2 protein-coding genes are annotated in these 2,483 nt (G+C 42.2%); both read left to right on the plus strand.

The features are described 5' to 3' along the window. Positions 1–503: CD1107 family mobile element protein (locus G5B06_RS18450; RefSeq protein WP_173772707.1), on the plus strand; the 503-nt coding region annotated here is incomplete at its 5' end. After that, positions 504–2,483: DNA topoisomerase 3 (locus G5B06_RS18455; protein ID WP_173772709.1), on the plus strand; the 1,980-nt coding region annotated here is incomplete at its 3' end. It abuts the gene before it with no gap.

Genomic DNA, 2,483 nt, shown 5'->3' on the forward strand with positions numbered 1-2,483 from the left:
TTTTTTATCTGATCATCGACAATTCAAAATCTCAGGATAATGTGTATTTCCTTACCGAAGTCAGTGAGAAAGACCTGATGAACTTCACACTTTCTGATTCTGTGACACTTCCGGAAGTAGATATTGTTTATGCAGAACCAGAGAAACAGGCTGAAGAAGAAAAGCCGGAAACGACAGAGACAGATGAGAAAGATAAGGTAGAGGATGAAATTCAGATGCCAGAAGACAAAAGTTTGGCAGGGACTTATCTACTGATCGGATTGGTTGCTGTTGGAGCTGCGGCAGGTGGTTATTACTTGAAAGTCTACAAACCGAAACATGAATATGATGATGAAGATGAGATGGAAGAGGATGAAAATGAATCCGAAGATTCAGAGTCAGAAAAACGGGAAGTAGACGATGCAGATGAGCAGGAAGAACAGGAAAATGCAGGGACAGAAGTTTTGAAAGATGAAGATTTCAATGATGAGGTACTAGAAGATGAAGAAGAGGAGCAGGAGTAAATGAAATTAGTGATTGCAGAAAAGCCATCGGTTGCGATGGCACTGGCTTCCGTGCTTGGAGCCAGAACAAGAAAAGATGGCTACGTGGAGGGAAACGGTTATATCGTTTCCTGGTGCGTAGGACATCTAGTTGGATTATGTGATGCATCGGAATACGATGAAAAATATAAAAAATGGAGATATGATGATCTGCCGATTGTGCCAGAATGTTGGAAACATAAGGTATTGGAAGGTACGAAAAAGCAGTTTGGAATCTTAAAGAAACTTATGAGAGATTCCAAAGTAGATGAAGTGATCTGTGCCACTGATGCAGGACGTGAAGGTGAGCTGATCTTCCGTCTGGTGTATGAGCAGGCAGGATGTAAAAAGCCGATGAAGCGACTCTGGATCTCTTCCATGGAAGAACAGGCAATTAAAGATGGATTTGCGTCATTAAAAGACGGTTCGTGTTATGACAGTCTCTATCAGTCAGCTCTTTGCAGGGCAAAGGCTGACTGGCTGGTGGGAATCAATGCGAGCCGTCTTTTTTCTGTTCTGTATAACCAGAATCTGAAAGTTGGAAGAGTACAGACACCAACACTTGCCATGATCGTGGATCGAAATCAGAAGATCAAGGAATTTACCAAAGAGAAATATTATATGGCTCATATCAAATTTGACGATATGGATGCGGTCACAGAGAATTTTCAGAAAAAAGAAGATGCAGATAAAGTGGCTGCAGAGTGTCAGGAGCGCATGTGCGAAGTGGAGAAGGATGATGTGAAAGAGAAAACGGTCCGCCCTCCGAAGCTTTATGATCTGACCACCCTGCAGAGGGAAGCTAACAGAATGTTTGGCTATACCGCACAGCAGACATTGGATGCTGTGCAGGAGATGTATGAGCAGAAGCTTGTCACTTATCCGAGAACAGACAGCCAGTATCTGACAGATGAGATGGGAGAAAGTACAGAAACTCTGATTCAGATGTTATTTGGGAAAATGCCTTATGCTGAAGGTCTGGAATATCAACCGGACGTGAGTAAGGTATTAAATTCAAAGAAAGTATCCGATCACCATGCGATTATCCCAACCATGGAAGTAGCCAAAGCAGATATTGGTGAACTGAAAGAACGAAGCCGCAAGATTTTGTATTTGATCAGTGCCAGGGTTCTGACAGCAACTGCAGATCCTTATATTTATGAGAGTCATAAATGTCAGATTACCTGCAATTATCATACGTTTTATCTCAATGCAAAGAAAACAAAACAGGAAGGGTTCAAGACAATTGAGAAAAAACTGAAACAGTTCTTTGGAATCATTGCAGAAAAAGAAGAGCCGGAGTTGGATATCTGGGCAGGCAAGCATTATGGTCCCTGTGATTCTTTTGTATCGGAGCATTTTACACAGCCACCGAAACAGTACACAGAAGATACCCTGCTTTCTGCGATGGAACGTGCAGGGAATGAAGAGCTGACCGAAGATACAGAAAAGAAAGGACTTGGTACTCCTGCAACAAGGGCAGCAATCATTGAAAAACTGATTCAGTCTGGCTTTGTGAAAAGGGAAAAGAAAAATCTGGTGCCGACAGATGATGGAAATGTGCTGATTACGGTTCTACCGGATGAGATTAAATCTCCGAAGATGACCGCAGAGTGGGAAATGGCATTGAATCATATTGCCCAGAATACAGAGACAGCAGATGAATTCCTAAATGGGATTACAGAGCTGATGCAGGAACTGGTTGCCAGGTATCAGGGGATTTCAGAAGAGAAGAAAAATCAGTTTCAGGGAAAGGCAAAAGGAGAAGTCATTGGCAAATGTCCCCGCTGTGGAGCAGATGTCAGGGAAGGAAAAGTAAATTTTTACTGTTCTGACCGGAAATGTGCTTTTACCTTATGGAAAAATGATAAATTTCTTGCAAGCCAGGGAAAAAAGATGGATAAGGTGGCAGCAAAGAAGTTCCTGTCTAAAGGAAAAATCCATTATAAGGATCTGGTATCA

The organism is Blautia luti, assembly GCF_013304735.1.
Classification (GTDB): domain Bacteria; phylum Bacillota; class Clostridia; order Lachnospirales; family Lachnospiraceae; genus Blautia_A.